We start from the raw sequence: 16,869 nt of genomic DNA, 5'->3' as shown, positions 1-16,869 counted from the left end.
ACGTCAACGGAGTTGCCGGCGCCGACATCGTCTGGACGCTGGCCGGGCCGACCCAGATCACCGGCTCGATCAACGGCATCGACGCCATCCATATCGACCTGGTCGCATCGTCGCTGCCAATCCTGGCTGGCACCAACGGCTCGGCGACAGTCAATGTGACGCTGCTCGACAATTTCCCGCATCCCGACGCGGGTGGAGAGAATGTCATCAACCTGACCGGCATCAATGTGGTCGCTACCGATTCGGACGGAGACCAGGCGAGCGCGACGGTTCAGGTCAATGTTACTGACGACGTGCCGACGCTAGGCTCCTTCACTTCCGCCACGATCCCCAACGAAATCGGCACCGTAAATGGTACGTTCAACGTCAGCTTCGGGGCCGATGGCCACTCCACTAACAATGCGTTCGACATCACCGGGCCGGTCATCGATGGAATCCATTACACCGAAACCGATCTTGGTAATGGAACGACACGGCTTCTCGCCGAGGACTCAAACGGCACGGATATCTTCGCGCTGACCGTCAAGGCCGATGCGACCTATACCTTTGAGCTGATCACACCCGGCGCGGCGACCACAGAACAGATTTCGTTCGCTCAACTTGGTGCTGGAGGCCCCGGTTTCCGCGAACTGGCCGATGATCCAAATACTCCGGTCAATGAATTGGGTCGGGTCGAATTTCAAAGCAACGGCAACGGAGTCAACGCCAGCAACCAGGGTTTCGGCGTCAGCAATCAATGGACCGACTACGGCGAATGGTTCGAGATGGAGTTCCACAAGCCCGGAGTCGCTGGCAACGATGCCGCGAGCTCCAATCCAGACCTTCTTGAATCCGTTACCATAAACATCCAGCAGATTCAGCAGGGCCCTGTAACAATACGATGGACCGCAACAAATCCAGTAAACGGGGATACAGAAACCCACGACATCACTGTATCCTCAACAGGTCCTCTAACCATCGATCCGACGATTCAATTCAGCGTCCTCAAGATCGAAAATATAGACACTGTAGGAACAGGAAGTTTGCGTATCGGGACGGATGTCAGCGTTTCGCATACCATTCTGCCTCCCGATCAAAGTCTAGATTTCCACATCGTCGCCCGTGATGGTGACGGCGACCTCTCGTCAAGCTCCACCCTCAGCATCAACGTTGAAACAGCTGGGACTGGCGGCAATTTCACGCTTACCGGTACGGCCGGCAACGATGTGATCGCCGCAAGCACGCATACCGACACAATGACAGGAGGAGCCGGCGCCGACACGTTCGTGATCGGGTCGGGTGAATCGACACCCGTCATCGGCGGATCAGGCAATGCAGGCACGATCACCGGATATGACATCATCACCGACTTCGTCGCCGGCACCGACAAGTTGACACTGCCCGGCAGTCTGGTGGCCGCCACCGCGGGCAACGTCAATGGCGGGGACTCCACGTTGACGATCGGCGGTGACACGGTTCAGTCCCATTCGGTCACGAACGGCATCGCCAGTTTCTTTGGAACCGACACCTTTACCGCGCCATTGGCGGTCACGTCCGCCGCAAGCCTGGCGGCGGTTGTCCAGTATCTTAACGCCACAGACATCGGCGACGCCGGGGCGACGCTCGCCTTCACGGCAACGATCTCAGGGGTAAACCACACCTACGTCTATACCCAGACAACCACGAATGCCGGCGTGGGAGCACTGGTCGATCTCCAGGGCGTCACCATATCGAACCTGAACAACCTCATCGGAGGCTCGGTCGACCCCATCATTCTCGACCTGAACCACAATGGGTTCGCCTTCTCCGACGTCAGCCACGGTGTCCAGTTCGACATGAACGGCGATGGCACCAAGGAACAGCTCGCCTGGAACACATCCCATGACGGCATGCTGGCGGTCGACCTCAACCATGACGGCAAGATCGACGATGGCACGGAGCTGTTCACGCCGAACTTCAACGGCGGCCATTTCGACAGCGGCGCGGCAGCGCTGGCTTCGCTCGACAGCAACCATGACGGCGTCATCGACCACAACGACGCGGCGTTCAGCAGCCTGGTGATCTGGCAGGACGCCAATGCCAACGGCATCAGCGACACCGGGGAATTGTCGCACCTCGCCGACAACGGTATCGTCTCCATCAGCACGGCAGCGAACGCGGCTGTCGGCGAAATCGACGGGCAGACCGTGACCGGCAACGGCACTTTCCAGATGGCCGACGGCACGAGCGGCAACTATGTCGAGGTGGAACTCGATACATCGCTGGTTGCCTCGACGCAGCCGTCGGTGGCCATGGACGGCACTTCGGGAGCCGACACGTTCAAGATCGACAATCTCAACATCAAGGATCTGATCGTCGACTACCATGGCGACGAAGGGGATAAGATCGACCTAACGGCGCTTTTCGACAAGGCGCCGGCTGGCAACATCGCCGACTATGTGCATTACAACAGCGCGACCAGCACAGTAAGCGTCGATACCAGCGGCTCGGGCAACGCGGCAAACTTCGTGGATGTGGCCGTACTGCAGAACGCACCCGCAGCCGGTACGATCAACATCCTCTATGACGACGCAACACATACGCAGCAGCATGTCACGATTTAACACTTCTGCGCGCTTGTGCTCCCATGCTATGCATTAGCGGAACATGAAATGGCAATTTGGAGAGGGGCTTACATGAAAATTCGTTCAAGATCGCTGGGCACGGCCGCGGCGCTGCTCTTGGCTGGATCCACCGGCTTTGCCGCCGACATCATCGAAGGTCCGACGGCCGACTATTGCCGCACCGTTGGAACCTCCAATCTCGTGCTGACCGAAAACACGGTCGACCTCACGAAACAGGTCGTGAAGCTGATGGATGAGTCGATCGCCGTCGCCAAGAGCCCGGAATGGATCAACTCGTCGCGGCCGGTCTTCGTCTGGGCATCGGAAGCCAAGGTCGCCTGCGGCATGGCTTACGGCTACCTGAAGACGAACTACAAGGACGAAGACACGCTCAACAAGTGCGAGTGTTTTCACGACCGTATGGTCGAGTACATGAACTGACCGCAACAGCGAGAGCGCGCCGGCAGAAAATGGTATCTGACCGGCAGGTCCACAGCTTGCGAACGTGCGTGGTCGCTTGCGCGCTGGCAATGTCGTTGCTCGGCTGCCAATCGAAAGGCGCGGTGTCAGACGCGCTCGACCCCGCTGCCATCCAGGCCCCCAATCAGCCGGCTGCTGTTGCTGTCGCCAACGCAAGCATGGCAACGCAGTCTCTCGGCACCGGCCCCACAAAAGTCGCCATGCTGCTGCCCCTCTCCGCCTCCGGATCCGCAGGCGAAAACGGCAGAAAGATGCTCGACGCCGCCAAGCTCGCGATGACGGATCTCGGCAACCCGCTGCTGACGCTTACCGTCGAGGACACGAAGGGAGACGCGACCTACTCGCAGCAACTGGCGGTAAAGGCCATAACTTCGGGAGCGAAAGTGGTCATCGGTCCGACCGAACTGCCGGCGGCCCAGCATGTCGCGAAACTGTCGGGCGCAAACCGGCCGGTGGTTCTGGCTCTTGCGGACAATTTTGCCGGTGGCCCGGGCGTCTATGCGGTATGTCTCAGCGAGGCAGACAGCGCCGCTGCAGGCGCCGGCGCGATTGCGGCCAAGGGCGGCAAGAAGTTCGTCCTGCTGGTGCCGGCGGGCGCGAGTGCCGATATCGTCGAAAAGCGGGTTGCCAACAGCCTCAGCGTGTACGGAGCCGCACTTGCGATCACCATACCCTATACGAGCGCCGACAGCGCGACAAAGGCGGTGACGGACATGGGCTCGCTGGTGGACGCCCCCGATGCCGTGGTCGTCGCCAGCGGCGACAGCAATCCGTCGCCAATCCTGATCGCCCTGAAGGCAAAAGGCATTCCCGGAAAATCGACCTCGGTGGTTGGCACGAACCGCTGGCTGGAGTACCCGGCCAGTCCACTATTCGAAGGTGCCTATATCGCGACCCTCGACCAACACGAAACAGGCCCCATTTCGGATCGTTTCAAGACAACCTTCAACTACCAGGCCGACGTCAATGTCGCCTATGCCTATGACATGGTCGCCCTGACCGCGGGCATCGCGAGCGCTGCCGGACCGACCGGCTTCAACAGGCAGGTTTTCGAGAACCCGAACGGATTTCGCGGATCGACCGGCTTGTTCAGGTTCCGCGCGGATGGATCCAGCGAACGCTCGATGCCGTTTTACCGGATTGAAAAAGGTGCGCTCAAACTGGTTGCCAAATCGACGTCCAGCTTCTAGCGAATTGGGCGCGGGCGGTCCGGCGGGACAAGCGGGGCGCCTTCGCGTGATGATCGCGGTCGCAAGCCTCGAGCTTCTCGTCGGCATCCTGCTGCTGGTCAAGGCAGCGACCCTGTTCCCTGTCGAGCGGACCGTCACCGACCCGGCCCCGGACGTCAGCGACGACGTCGCGCAGCACCCGGTTCGATCGATCGTCAATTCAGCCCGCAAGATTGCCGAAGATCTCATCGCACCGCCGCAGGTCGTGGGGTCAGAAGTGGAGCGGGTGGAACCTCGCTTGCCCCTTGGCGACCTCGGCCTCGCGTCACAACCCAAGCCATCGATGCCCAGGGATTGGCGGGAAACACCGCTGTATCATCCGGTGGCCACGTCCTCGGCTGGTTTCGACTCCATGGGGCGGAAACTGTTCATCAGCGGAACCCAGAGCGTCGAAGCCGACAGGATCTGCCTGTTTCACGAGAGTGCCTGGCCTTGTGGACAGCGGGCGCGTGCGGCTTTCAACAACTGGATGCGCGGGCGGGCGCTGAATTGTTTCGTGCCTCCGTCGGTCGACCGCTTCCCTGTCGCGGCGACATGCAGGCTGGGCAAACAGGATGTCGGAGCCTGGCTCGTGTCGAATGGCTGGGCGTTGGCCTTGCCGGGCGGTATCTATGGCAAGGCCGAAGCAACAGCCAGGACGGCGGAGATGGGAATCTTCGGCTCCCCATAGGCGGCAGCAACCGGAGTCGCCGCAAAGGCCGGCATCGCCTCCAGAAAGCTGAGCGATCTATCCCGACGCCTCAAATTGTATTGTTCTTTGAAACCGAAATCCTAACTTGCCGGTCTTATGCTTGGCGATCCAACGGAGATCGATCATGTCCAACGCAGCAGCTGATGTCCCGGCCCATCACGAATGGAGGAGCGTCGGCTGGTTGGCTTTCCTTGGAACCATCGGCAGCCTTTGCGTCTCCCTGAGCCTGAACTATCTGCTGTTGTTCAGCGAGACGCTGACGCCTTTCGGGCGCGGCATGATCACCGCAACGCTTTTGCCTTTGGTGATCTGCCTGCCGCTTTTTGTGTTCATAGGCCGGAACCTGGCAGAGATCCGTCGCTACCGGCGGGAACTCAACAAAGCCGCTACCTTCGATACGCTGACCGGTTGCCTGAACGGCAGGGTCTTCACGTCGCTGATCGAGAGACGGGCAATCAGGCCGTCCGTTCCAGGCGAGCGATCGGGCGCCTTCCTGGTCATTCATCCTGAGCATCTGAACGCCATCAACTTGCGCTTCGGCCTGAGCTGGGGCGACGAAGCCTTGCGTCTCATAGCCTCAACCATCCGGTCTTGCGTGCGCTCGCAAGACGTCATCGGCCGCATAGGCGCGTCGATGTTCGGCGTGTTCCTTCCCGGAACGAGCGAGGCCGAAGCCAGGATGGTTGGCGAGCGTATCCGCGCCAGTGTCTCGCGGGTCTATTTTTCCCCTCAGGGCGCCGTGGAGATCCTGGCCGTGACCGTCGGAGGCGTGGTTTTCGAGGAGGACCTCGACTTCGAGGATATGTTCCGGCCGGCGGAACAGAGCTTGTCGGGCAAAGGCGGTTTTGAGTTGTCGCGTATTCAACGCGCTTCAGCCTGACGTCCTCCAAGACCGGTTCAGTTTGCCGCGACTTTTGCGATTATCGGGAAAGTCGATGCCAAAATCCGTGGCTTATCGCCCGCGATCCCTTCGCTACGATCCTTGGAGATCATCAGACAGGGATAGCCAAGGACATGCTGACGGACAAGCAGGCACGCGAGGCGGTGGAGCAGTACCGCGAGGAGGGATACGCGGTCGTTCGACAATTCGTCGACGGCGACGAGATGGTCCGGCTGAAGAAGGAAACGGATGCCGTCTACGCCGAAGGGCTCAAGCATCACGCTACTTTCCGGGACGGCAATCTCAACTTCCAGATCCTGCCCGAGTCGGATTTCGGCCAACGCTACGTGCTGCAGGCCTACTGGTTTTCCTGGATCAATTCCTATTTCGAGCAATTCCGGCGCAATCCCAATTACCTGAAACTGCTCGAAGGCTTGATCGGGCGTGACATCAAGCAAATCGCCCAGCAGCTGCATTGGAAGCCACCCGGGGCCAATGTCACTGGTTATCGCTTCCATCAGGATCTGCGATTCCGCAACCAGGCCGCCTTCGACAATGTCGCCGATGCGACAGTGACGACGGGCCTCGCCGTCGACCGAGCGACGCTCGACAATGGCTGCCTTCAGGTCGTGCCTGGCAGTCACAAGCTCGGCTATCTCGGCCTGTCCGACGAAGGCAAGGGCGAGTTGATGAAGGGGCTGACCGCCGAGGAAGAATTGCGCAAGGTCGGCATCGACCCGGCGACGATCGTTCCATTGGTCCTGGAGCCTGGCGACCTCGCCATGTGGGGGCTGCTTACCGTGCATGGCTCCTCGCCCAACCTGTCGCAGCACGACCGGGCCTTTGCCCTGTCCAGCTATGTGCGGGCCGACTCGACCCAACGCGGCGAGTGGGCGTTCAAGGATGGTGCCTCGGTGGCGCTCGGCAAGACGCCGGCGCTCTGCAAATACGAGAAGCTCTTCGAGGAGCCGGGACCGATGTACGACACCACCGCCTGGTGGAAATGACACCGCCGAGTTTGCCGTTGGGGGCAAGGGTGGCCTGGCGTTCGCGCCGGGCCTTTGCTGGCGCCGACTGGCGATGCCCCTGCCGCGCCTCAGGCGGTAAAATCCGCCGACAGCTCACGGATCAGGAAATCGACGAAGGCGCGGACCTTGGCGGCGATATAGGTCCGGTGTGGGTAGAGGGCATAGATTGGGCTGGAATCCGGGCGAAACTCGTCGAGCCGTACCTCCAGCCGTCCATCGCGGATTGCCGCATCGACCAGGAGGCTCGGCAGGTTGCCGATGCCGAAGCCGGCGATCGTCATCTGATAGGCGGCCTCGACGCTGTTGGTCGAGATGCGCCCGCCGATCGGTGCGTCAAACGGCCCGTCAGGCCCTATGAAGGGCCACGTGCCGAGCCGCTTGGCGAAATTGCTCAAGACGCAGGAATGGCTTGCCAGTTGGTCCGGATGGGTCGGTCGGCCGTTTCTGTCCCAATAATCCGGCGTGGCGCAGACATAGTTGCGGACTTCGCCCAGGCGCCGCGCAATCAGAGCGGAATCGGCCTGGCCGCCGAAACGGATGGCAACATCATAACCCTCCTCGACGATGCCGACGACGTAGCGCGCTGTCAGATCGAATTCGATGGTAGTCAGCGGGTTCTCCTCGAGGAATTTCGGCACCAGCTTGGTGATGCGCGTGTGGCCAAGGACATTGGAGCAGGAAACCCGGATCAGGCCGCGCGTCTCCTTGTGCAGGCCGCGCGTCGAATCCTGCAGTTCCGAAATCTCGTCCAGCAGGCTGCGGGCCCGCGGTGCATAGTCGCGCCCGGCTTCGGTGACGCTGAGGCGCCGGGTCGTGCGGTTGATGAGACGCACGCCAAGATCCTCTTCCAGCTCCTTGATCGTCCGGCTGACCGCCGTCGTCGACATGTTGAGATCGCGCGCCGCCGCCGAGAGGCTGCCCAGCAGGCAGACCCGGTCGAAGACCCGCATGGCCGTCAGAAGATTCATCCTGTTTCCCCCTCGCCGCATCGGCTCGGCCGCTCGCGGTTTCCAACAAAAGACCGTGCCCAGCGCTGTTGCGGCAAGGGCATTCCACCCGATTTGGACGTAAAATCAACAATGGGAGAAACGATATGACATCCAAGCCTCTTCATCCCGCGATCGACGCCTTTGCGCGGGGTGCCAAAAACGGCGCGCTCAGCCGCCGCGAATTCCTGGCGCTGGCCAGCGCCTTCGGCGCCAGCACGGCGGTCGCCTACGGGCTCATCGGCCAGCCGGTTCCGGCCCTGGCCGACGACGCGGCCCAACCCAGAAAGGGCGGAATCGTCCGCGTCGCCATGCAGGTGATGGAGATGGAGGATCCGCGCAGTTTCAAGGTTTCGCAGATGGGCAACATCGCCATGCAGTTTCTCGAGCCGCTGGTGCGCTGGAAGCCGGATTTCACCTTCGAGGCGGTGCTGCTGCAGGGCTGGGAAATCAATACGGATGCCACGGAATATGTGCTCAAGGTACGCCCTGGCGTGAAATGGTCGAATGGCGACGATTTCACCGCCGAGGACGTTGCCTTCAACGTCACGCGCTGGTGCGAGAAGGGGGCCGCCGGCAATTCGATGGCCGGCCGCATGACGTCGCTTATCGATCCCGAAACCAAGGCCGCGCGCGCCGGCGCCATCACGGTTCGTGACGACCACACCGTGGTGCTGAAACTGTCGCAACCCGACATCACCATAATTCCGGCGCTGACTGACTACCCGGCGCTGATCGTGCATCGCACGTTCAATCCGAAACAAGCAGCCCTGTCCGCCAACCCGATCTCCACGGGCCCCTTTGAACTCAAGAAGCTCAATGTCGGTGTCGCGGCCTCCGTGCGCAGGCGGCCTGACGGCTCCTGGTGGGGCGGCGAGGTGTTCCTGGATGGTATCGACTGGATCGACTACGGCACCGACTCGGCCGCCACCGTCTCCGCCTTCGAATCCGGCGAGATCGATCTGAACGGCCAGACTCAATCCTATGACGTCGTCATGCTCGACGGGCTGGGCCTGAAGAAGAGCGAGATCGTCACCGCCGCCACGATCGTCTCGCGCTGCAACGTCAACGCCAAGCCTTATGACGACAAGCGCGTGCGCAATGCCATCCAGCTTGCGGTCGACAACGAGGCGGTGCTGCAACTGGGCGCCAACGGCATGGGCATCGTGGCGCAGAACGATCACGTCGGCCCGATGCATCCCGAACATGCCGAACTGCCGCCGATCAAGCGGGATCCGGCCCGGGCGAAAGCATTGCTCGCGGAAGCCGGCCAGCTCGATTTCGAGTTCGACCTGATCTCGGTCGAAGCCGACTACCGCAAGGAAAGTTCCGACGTGGTTGCCCAGCAGATGCGCGACGCCGGCTTCAAGGTGAAGCGTACCGTCATCCCGGAATCGGCGTTCTGGAACGACTGGACGAAATATCCTTTCGCCACGACCAACTGGAATGCCCGCCCGCTCGGCATCCAGACCTATGCTCTCGCCTATCAGAGCGGCTCGGCATGGAACGAGACGGGCTTCGCCGATGCCGCGTTCGATGCCAAGGTTCACAAGGCCAACGCCATCGCCGATCCGGACCAGCGTCGGGCGGTGATGAAGGAATTGCAGGTGATGTTGCAGGAGTCCGGCATCATCGTTCAGCCTTACTGGCGAAAGCTGTTCTGCCATATGAAACCCGCCTTGATGGGCTATCAGATGCATCAGGCCTACGAGCAGGATTTCACCAAGGCCTGGCTCGCCGCCTGATTGCTCATCCGACGGGGCGGTGCATTCCACGGTGCCGCCCTGCCGTTTTTTCACTGCGTGCTTCGCCTCGTGGCGACACTGTCGAGGACCGACGAGGCGCAGTTCAGGTTTCGCTTCGGACACGTCGCACAGATGCGCCCCCACGTGCCTTGCCCCGGCATGTCCGCGCGTATCCGTGGCCGCGTCGCCAGGTCCGCCGGATCGTCAGGCATACGAAGAATCCCGGTGTCTGGGTCTGTCATCGTCAAGCCGCTCCAATTGATGGCGAGAGCTTATCCTTGCCGAAATGAAGCGAAACCGGCTTTGACGGACAACAACCTTCCCTAAAAACGGGAAAATTCGCCTCGCGCACCAGCGGCAGCAGCGCGAGGGCTCGGCGCAACGGGGCGTCGCGACAAAGGAGGTCCGGATGACGGCTGAATAGAGTTCCTACGGGCCGCGGCGCTGTCAGCGTCAGCTTGCTTCGCGCATCGCCTCCGCGGCCTGCAAGTCGACGGAGACCAACTGGCTGACGCCCTGCTCGGCCATGGTCACGCCAAACAGCCGGTCCATGCGCGCCATGGTGATGGGATTGTGGGTGATGATGACGAACCGTGTCTCGGTGGTCTTGGCCATCTCGTCCATGAGATTGCAGAAGCGCTCGACATTGTGATCGTCGAGCGGCGCGTCGACTTCGTCGAGCACGCAGATCGGCGCCGGATTGGTCAGGAACACCGCAAAGATCAGCGACATCGCCGTCAGCGCCTGCTCGCCGCCCGACAGCAGCGTCATGGTCTGCGGCTTCTTGCCGGGCGGGCGGGCAAGAATCTCCAGTCCCGCCTCCAGCGGATCCTCGGATTCGATCAGTTGCAATTCGGCCGTGCCGCCACCGAACAGGTGCGAGAACAACCGCTGGAAATGGCTGTTGACCACATCGAAGGCGGCCAGCAGCCGCTCGCGGCCTTCACGGTTGAGGCTCTGGATTGCTTGCCTGAGCTTGCGGATCGCTTCGATGATGTCCTCGCGCTCCGACACGATGGTCTCCAGGCGCTCGGAAAGCTCCTTCTGCTCTTCCTCGGCGCGCAAATTGACGGCGCCGAGCCGTTCGCGCTCGATTTTCAGCCGATCCAACTGGCGTTCGATCTCGGGCATCTCGGGCATCGGATCGTCGGCTTCCAGGCCGGTGTGGCGGATGACCAGATGCGGCGGCGTGTTCAGCGTTTCCTGGATACGCGCCTCGACTTCCAGCCGGCGCTCGTCCGCCGCCGTCAGCCGTTCCTCGGCACGGGCGCGGGTTTCGCGCGCTTCGGCCAGCGACTGGATGGCTGATGTGGCGGCCTTGTCCAGTTCGGCCTGCCGGTTCTCCGCCTCCTGCAGACGGTCGGCGGCCGCCTTGCGCAAAGTCTCGGCCTCGGTGAGTTGCGACAGCAATGCACGGCGCTTGGCGTCGATCTCGTCGGGCGCATCGGCCAGCCGTTCGCGCTCGGCCTCGGCCTCCGCCTTGCGTTCGCCGAGCGAGGCGATCTGGGTCGAGGCGTTTTCAGCACGCGCCAGCCAGTTGCCGCGCTCGGCGCCGATGGCATCCAGACGCCGAGTGCGTGCCTCGGCTTCGCGCCGCAAGCCTTCATGGACGGCGCGCGCGTCGGCCAGTGCGGCGCGGTCGCGAGAGACATTGGCCGATGATTGTTCGAGCAGCAATTGCAGGTCGCCGAGATCCGGCGCGTCCTGCAACAACATCTCGGCCTCGACGAAAGCCGCCGACGTCTCCTCGTGGCTGTCGACTATGCGGGCACGCGCCTCGTCCAGCGCGGCACGGCGGCTCGACAGTTCACCGCCGGCCTTTTCGGCCTCGGCCAGCGCATTGCGGGCGGCATCCAGCCGATGCTGGGCCTCGCGTCCGGCCTGGCGCGTGGTCCGCTCCGCTTCGCTTGCCTGGCGGAGGGCCTGCTCGGCCTGTGCCAGCGCCTCCTCGGCCTGGCGCAGGACGAGCGTCGCCTGCACCGCTTCGGCATCGAGTTCGGCAAGCCGGTTCTTCTGCGCCAGCCTTTGTGCCGCGGCGGTCGGTGCATCGGCGCTGGCGGTCAGGCCGTCCCAGCGCCACAGCGCGCCCTCACGACTGACCAGGCGCTGGCCGGGAGCCAGAAGCCCCTGCAACCGGCGGCCGTCAGCGGCCTCGACGATGCCGATCTGCGCCAGCCGGCGGGCAAGCTGTGCCGGCGCGCGAACCATGCTGGCAAGGCTCCTGATCCCTTCCGGAAGCGCGGCGTCGCCGGGCTGGATTTCGCTTTCGCCCCAATGCGCCGGCGCGTTGCGGTCGAGCGGCACGTCGAGATCTTCGCCCAGGGCCGCCCCAAGAGCCGTCTCGAAGCCGCGCTCGACGCTGATCTGCTCCAGCACGGAAGGGAAGAGATCGCCGCTGGCCGCGTTCAGGATCTTGGCCAGCGTACGCGCTTCGGTCTCGATCCGCGCCAGTTCCGCCCTGGCGTCCTGGAGCGGCGGACGCGCGGCACTTTCGGCACCACGAGCGTCGATGACCGACTGCTCGGCCTGCTCCGCCGCGGCCTCCGACTCTTCCAGCAACGCCAGCGCCTGTTCGACCAGGATCTGTTTCTCGGCCGGGTCCGGCAGGCCGGCCACCTTGGCGAGGATGTCCGACAATTCGCGGTCGACATCGGCGAGTTGGCGGGCGAAGCGATCGCGCCGCTCGGCGGTTTCGCGCAAAGTGCGTTCGATCTGATGGCGCGAGGCGGCAGCCTCCGCGCGCTCGGCGGTCAGCGCGGCGAGCTTGGCTTCGCTTTGCGCAAGCGTCGAGGCGGCCTGTTCGAATGCCGCGCGGGTGGTGGCCTCGCGCTCCGCGGCACCAGCGTTTTCGGAGTTCAGCGCGGCCTCTTCCGCGCGCAGGCGCTCGAGAACGTCGGCGTTGTCGCGCACCATCCGCTCTTCGCGGGCGATGTCGCCGTCGAGCTGCTGCAACCGGCGCTCGAGTTCGGCCTGACGGGTGCGGATGCGGCCGGCTTCCTCCTCGATCTGCGACCTGGCGATCGACAGCCGCTGGAAGGCGGCTGCAGCCGCGGCTTCCGCGTCGCGCAGGTCAGGCAAGCGATGGGCGGAGATGCCCTGCTCCTTGGCCGCGTTCATCTGCGTGGCGGCGCGGTCGCCAACGAGCGCCGTGGCCGTAGCCAGCGCCGAACGCGCCTCGCCTTCCTGCGTCTTGGCCAGCGTCCAGCGCAGGTGCAAGAGCGTTGCTTCGGCCTTGCGGATGTCGGCGGACAGGTTCTTGAAGCGCGAAGCCTGGCGCGCCTGGCGCTTCAGGCTTTCGATCTGGCTTTCCAGTTCGCCGACGACGTCGTCCAGGCGTTCGAGATTCTGTTCGGCGGCCTTCAGCCTCAGTTCCGCCTCGTGGCGGCGGGTGTGCAAGCCGGAAATGCCGGCCGCCTCTTCGAGCAGGGCGCGACGGGCCTGCGGCTTGGCCTGGATCAGTTCGCCGATACGGCCTTGCCCGACCATCGAAGGCGAGCGTGCACCGGTCGACTGATCGGCGAACAGAAGCTGCACGTCCTTGGCGCGTGCTTCCTTGCCGTTGATGCGGTAGAGGGAGCCCGCCTCGCGCTCGATGCGGCGCGACACCTGCAGCTCGTCGGCATCATTGAAGGCGGATGGCGCCGAGCGGTCGCTGTTGTCGAGGAAAAGCGTGACTTCGGCGGTGTTTCGGGCGGGACGCGTGCCCGAGCCGGAAAAGATCACGTCGTCCATGCCGGACGCGCGCATGTTCTTGTAGGAGCTTTCGCCCATCACCCAGCGCAGCGCCTCGACGAGGTTCGACTTGCCGCACCCGTTCGGCCCGACAATGCCGGTCAGGCCGCGTTCGATGACGAACTCGCCGGGTTCCACGAAGGACTTGAAACCAAGAAGGCGGAGGCGCGAAAACTTCATTCACGCGCCTCATACACCGGTTCCGCAAAAGTGTACCGAAGTTTTGCGATAGGGCGCATGGCGCGCGAACAGATAGAAAGGCAAGCAGCGCCGGAGCGCTGCCGCTTCAGCGCTGAGCCGATGTCAGAGCAGAGGGTCGATGATGGCCGACATTTCCTCAATCGACATCGCCCCTTTGTAGGTCTTACCGTTGATGAAGAAGGTCGGCGTCGAGTCGACCTTGAATTCATTGGCGCCACGCTTCTGGACCGATCTCACATCGTCCAGAAGTTTCTGGTCCGTCAAGCAGGCCTCGAAGGACTCCTGTGTAAAACCGGCAAGCTTGGAGATTTGCAGCAGCGCATCCTTGGTGTTGGACACGCCGACCCAGTTCGCCTGCTGCCGGAACAGGACATCGACCATCGGGAAATAGTTATCCTTGGCGCAGCGTGCCAACATGAAACCCGCCTCGGCGCTCGGATCGAACGGGAATTCGCGCAGGATGTAGCGGGCCTTGCCGGTATCGATGTACTTGGTTTTCAAATCCGGGAAGGTGGTCTCGGCGAAATGCGCACAGTGCGGGCAGGTCATCGAAGCGTATTCGACGATGGTGACCTTGGCGTCGTCCTTGCCGAGCTGCTTGTCGGGCAGCGCACCCGGCTTCAACAATTCGGCCATATCCACCGTGCCTTGCGCCTCCGGCACCTGGACCGCTGCGGGCGTGGCCGGCTTCGCGGGCGTTGCCGGGTCCGCGGGCTTGACATCCGCCGCCTTGGCCTGTTCGCCGGAATCACTGCAGGCCGCGAGCAGGGCCACCGCCGGAATGGCGGCCAGCGAAGTCAGGACGTTTCTGCGAGAGAAGCTTTGGCCAAACGGGGTGCGGCTCATACGAATCACCTGATAAGGGTTGAATTTTGCAATGCAAAGACACGAAAAAGCGAGAGTTGGCGCGAATTAAGGCATCCCTGTCCCCAATCCAATCGCGAAACCTGACAAGGGTGATCACGAATGCGCGAGATTAACGACAAACCTATGACTGTTTCCAGTCAGAACTAGGCTTTCCTTGTGCCCAAAATGGTCGCACCCAGCCTTTCCAGTGAGGCGCGCAGTCCGTCATCCTCGATCAATCCGACTGTATCGGCCAATTTCGCCTTTTCCGCCGCGCTCAGTGGCCTGAGAGCAGGTTTGGGCCGGGCCTTTCCAGAAGTCACCGGCTTCTGCACGATCCTGATGCGGCCTATCGCGATAAAGCCCAGGAAGGCGTTGACCCGGTTGATGATCTCGCCGGTCTCGTGCTGCAGGTGAAGCGCGGCCATGCCTTCGCAGGCGATGACCAGCACGGCCGGCTCGAATGGATCGTCCTCGTGCAGGCGGCGCGGCCACTGGATCTTTTCGGGCCGCGAGTGAATGGCCAGGCGCGGGCCAGCAATCTCTTCCCAGGACTGGACGAGACCGATCGAGATGCCTGCCCGCTTGCGCAGCACCGGGTCGAGGATCTCGGTGGCGAGGTCGCTCACCGGAACGGGATTGCCGAAGGGCCTTTTCCCTGCCATGTGCGTTCTCCAGCCACGACCCAGCAGACACCGGCCAAGCCTACGCAAGATCAATGGCACCAGCAGACCAGACCCGCAAGGCCCAGACCAGCAGAGCCAAGGCCGACGATACGGCGTCACGGCTGGTCGCCTGGTACGACGCGCATCATCGCGAACTGCCGTGGCGCGTGACGCCGCGCGAGCATGCACGCGGCGTGCGGCCCGACCCCTACCGTATCTGGCTGTCCGAGGTGATGCTGCAGCAGACCACCGTCGAAGCGGTGAAATCCTATTTCCGCGCCTTTGTCGAGAAATGGCCCGATGTCGAAGCCTTGGCCGCGGCGCCGACCGAGGATGTGATGAAAGCCTGGGCCGGGCTCGGCTACTATTCCCGCGCCCGCAACCTCAAGGCCTGTGCCGATCTGGTGGCGGCACGCGGCGGCCGGTTTCCCGACACCGAGACCGGACTTCGAGAATTGCCCGGCATCGGCGCCTATACGTCGGCGGCAATAACGGCGATTGCCTTCGACCGCCCGGCGGCCGTTGTCGACGGCAATGTCGAACGCGTCATCTCAAGGCTGTTTTCGATCACGACGCCGCTCAGCGAAGCCAAGGCCGAGATACGGGCCCAGGTCGAGCGCATGGTGCCGGCGACGCGACCGGGAGACTTCGCCCAGGCGATGATGGATCTCGGCGCCACGATCTGCATGCCACGCCGGCCGCGCTGCATGCTGTGCCCGCTGCGCGAGGACTGCAGCGCCGTCATTGCAGGCGACCCCGAGAATTTCCCGGTGCGGCTGCCAAAGGCCAACAAACCGCTGCGGCGCGGCGCGGCTTTCGTGGCCACGCGTGAGGACGGCGCCATTCTTTTGCGGAAGCGCCCGGAAAAGGGGCTGCTCGGCGGCATGACGGAAGTGCCGACCACAGCCTGGACCGCGCGGGTGGACGGAGCCACCACGCAAGCGGCGGCGCCCTTTCCCGGCGCCTGGCGGCACGCTGGGTCAATCACGCATGTCTTCACCCATTTCGCGCTCGCACTCGAAGTCTTTCACGCCCACATCAAAGGTGGTGCGGTGGCCGGGCACTTCTGGTCGCCTGCCAGTGAGATTTCCGGCGAGGCGCTGCCGACTGTCATGAAAAAGGCAATCGAGGCTGCGATTCCCGGCGCGACGAAAAAACCGTCGCCATCAGGTACAAAGAGGCTCCATGACTGAAATCCGCCACATCGTTTTCGACATCGGCAAGGTGCTGATCCACTACGATCCAAACATTCCGTTCAGCCGCCTCATTCCCGATGGTGACGAGAGAAAGTGGTTCTTCGACAATGTCTGCACGCATGACTGGAACCTCGAGCAGGATCGCGGCCGGACCTGGCAAGAGGCCGAGGCGCTGCTGATTGCTGACCATCCCGGGCACGCGGAAAACATCCGTAACTTCCGCCGCTACTGGAACGACATGGTGCCGCATGCCTATGACGACAGCGTCGCCATCATGCTCGGCCTAATCGAAAGCGGCCATGATGTCACCATGCTGACCAACTTCGCCTCCGACACGCTGGCCGAAGCCCGGCAGCGCTTCGATTTTCTCAACCGTCCGCGCGGCGTGACAGTGTCGGGCGATATCGGCAAGATCAAGCCCGACCGCGACATCTACGACCATCACGTGGCGGCGTTCGGCCTCGAACCGTCCGCGACGCTGTTCATCGACGACAGCCAGAAGAATGTCGACGGCGCCAAGGCGGCCGGCTGGAAAGCGGTGCTGTTCACCGATGCCAGGACGCTTCAAGCGGATCTTGAACGGTTCGGAATAAAGGCGTGATCTCTAT

13 protein-coding genes are annotated in these 16,869 nt (G+C 62.8%); 9 read left to right on the top strand and 4 right to left on the bottom strand.

Annotated features, from left to right (window positions below; genetic code table 11):
- The 6 genes from EN861_RS35510 to EN861_RS21105 all read left to right on the top strand — a co-directional run.
- The coding region (locus EN861_RS35510) for a type I secretion C-terminal target domain-containing protein (RefSeq protein ID WP_189343689.1) at nt 1-2,582 on the top strand (2,582 nt) is incomplete at its 5' end.
- A gap of 72 nt (nt 2,583-2,654) precedes the next feature.
- On the top strand, nt 2,655-3,023 hold the full coding sequence (locus EN861_RS21125) for a hypothetical protein (RefSeq protein ID WP_127279953.1): 369 nt from the start codon (nt 2,655-2,657) through the stop codon (nt 3,021-3,023).
- A gap of 29 nt (nt 3,024-3,052) precedes the next feature.
- Nucleotides 3,053-4,252 (top strand): penicillin-binding protein activator, encoded by a 1,200-nt coding sequence (locus EN861_RS21120; protein ID WP_127279954.1) that lies wholly within the window; start codon nt 3,053-3,055, stop codon nt 4,250-4,252.
- A gap of 49 nt (nt 4,253-4,301) precedes the next feature.
- Complete coding sequence (locus EN861_RS21115; RefSeq protein WP_245512077.1) at nt 4,302-4,961, top strand: thermonuclease family protein; 660 nt, start codon at nt 4,302-4,304, stop codon at nt 4,959-4,961.
- A gap of 145 nt (nt 4,962-5,106) precedes the next feature.
- Complete coding sequence (locus EN861_RS21110) at nt 5,107-5,862, top strand: GGDEF domain-containing protein (protein WP_127279607.1); 756 nt, start codon at nt 5,107-5,109, stop codon at nt 5,860-5,862.
- 134 nt (nt 5,863-5,996) lie between these two features.
- Entirely contained in the window at nt 5,997-6,869 is an 873-nt protein-coding gene (locus tag EN861_RS21105; protein ID WP_189343688.1) for a phytanoyl-CoA dioxygenase family protein, read from the top strand.
- 89 nt (nt 6,870-6,958) lie between these two features.
- Here the strand turns inward: EN861_RS21105 and EN861_RS21100 are convergent, their stop codons facing one another.
- On the bottom strand, nt 6,959-7,858 hold the full coding sequence (locus tag EN861_RS21100) for a LysR family transcriptional regulator (RefSeq protein WP_127279606.1): 900 nt from the start codon (nt 7,856-7,858) through the stop codon (nt 6,959-6,961).
- 125 nt (nt 7,859-7,983) lie between these two features.
- Here EN861_RS21100 and EN861_RS21095 point away from each other — a divergent pair, with 125 nt between their 5' ends.
- A complete protein-coding gene (locus tag EN861_RS21095; RefSeq protein ID WP_127279605.1) occupies nt 7,984-9,621 on the top strand; it encodes an ABC transporter substrate-binding protein in 1,638 nt (545 codons plus the stop codon).
- 453 nt (nt 9,622-10,074) lie between these two features.
- Here the strand turns inward: EN861_RS21095 and smc are convergent, their stop codons facing one another.
- The 3 genes from smc to EN861_RS21080 all read right to left on the bottom strand — a co-directional run bounded on the left by smc (nt 10,075) and on the right by EN861_RS21080 (nt 15,065).
- Nucleotides 10,075-13,533: a chromosome segregation protein SMC gene (gene smc, locus EN861_RS21090; protein ID WP_135865361.1), complete on the bottom strand. Its 3,459-nt coding sequence runs from the start codon at nt 13,531-13,533 to the stop codon at nt 10,075-10,077.
- 123 nt (nt 13,534-13,656) lie between these two features.
- Nucleotides 13,657-14,400: a DsbA family protein gene (locus tag EN861_RS21085; RefSeq protein WP_127278144.1), complete on the bottom strand. Its 744-nt coding sequence runs from the start codon at nt 14,398-14,400 to the stop codon at nt 13,657-13,659.
- 164 nt (nt 14,401-14,564) lie between these two features.
- On the bottom strand, nt 14,565-15,065 hold the full coding sequence (locus EN861_RS21080; protein WP_127278143.1) for a DUF721 domain-containing protein: 501 nt from the start codon (nt 15,063-15,065) through the stop codon (nt 14,565-14,567).
- A 53-nt stretch (nt 15,066-15,118) separates the two neighbouring features.
- Between EN861_RS21080 and mutY the strand changes: the two genes are divergently transcribed.
- Nucleotides 15,119-16,258 carry an A/G-specific adenine glycosylase gene (gene mutY, locus EN861_RS21075; RefSeq protein WP_135865359.1) on the top strand — a complete coding sequence of 380 codons (1,140 nt, stop codon included), beginning with the start codon at nt 15,119-15,121 and terminating at the stop codon, nt 16,256-16,258.
- A complete protein-coding gene (locus EN861_RS21070) occupies nt 16,251-16,862 on the top strand; it encodes an HAD family phosphatase (RefSeq protein ID WP_135865357.1) in 612 nt (203 codons plus the stop codon). Before mutY ends, EN861_RS21070 begins: the two co-directional genes overlap by 8 nt.
- The last annotated feature ends 7 nt before the right edge of the window (nt 16,863-16,869 follow it).

This window comes from Mesorhizobium sp. M8A.F.Ca.ET.218.01.1.1 (assembly GCF_004791165.1).
Taxonomy (GTDB): Bacteria; Pseudomonadota; Alphaproteobacteria; order Rhizobiales; family Rhizobiaceae; genus Mesorhizobium.
This window is presented reverse-complemented; position numbering and strand designations above follow the sequence as displayed.